Origin of the sequence: Microbacterium sp. AISO3, assembly GCF_002204305.1 — a bacterium.
Lineage (GTDB): Bacteria > Actinomycetota > Actinomycetes > Actinomycetales > Microbacteriaceae > Microbacterium > Microbacterium arborescens.
The window spans coordinates 1-402 of sequence record NZ_NHRF01000149.1 but is presented as its reverse complement, the minus strand read 5'-3'; the positions used below and the strand labels follow the sequence as shown (position 1 = coordinate 402).

Below are 402 nucleotides of genomic sequence, written 5' to 3'. Positions count from 1 at the left end.
CCAATAGTCAGACCGCGATCATCTATTGAATATTCTAAAACTCTGGGCTTTTTAACGGCAAACACCCCAAAAACCCCAGCGACAATAATAATCATGCCGCTAGATATGTAGTCACGCGTCAGCAAATAAACTAGACCGGCTAACAGGATTGCGCAAAATCCAAGACCCACATACCAACTAGGCCCGCGATCGTGGGCAATATATTCAGAGGCTGTCCACCTCACGTCAGATCCATCTTTATTGCCAGAGGAGTTTTTTGGCAGTTCTTCTTGCGTTGTGACCGACATAGACGTTGACGCCTCTGGTCGTGATCTATCGCCCGGGCGGAAGACCCACCCCGTAGTTGGCTGTGCAGACTGTTGCTTGTCATCCTCTGGTTGCATAAGCGTATTGTACATGAGG

General features: G+C 48.8%; 1 protein-coding gene. It reads right to left on the bottom strand.

Features of this window, described 5'->3' with window-relative positions; genetic code table 11:
- Window positions 1-224 (bottom strand): hypothetical protein (locus tag CBF90_RS18690; RefSeq protein WP_206780514.1); only part of this gene is annotated, 224 nt, incomplete at its 3' end.
- Window positions 225-402 lie beyond the last annotated feature (178 nt).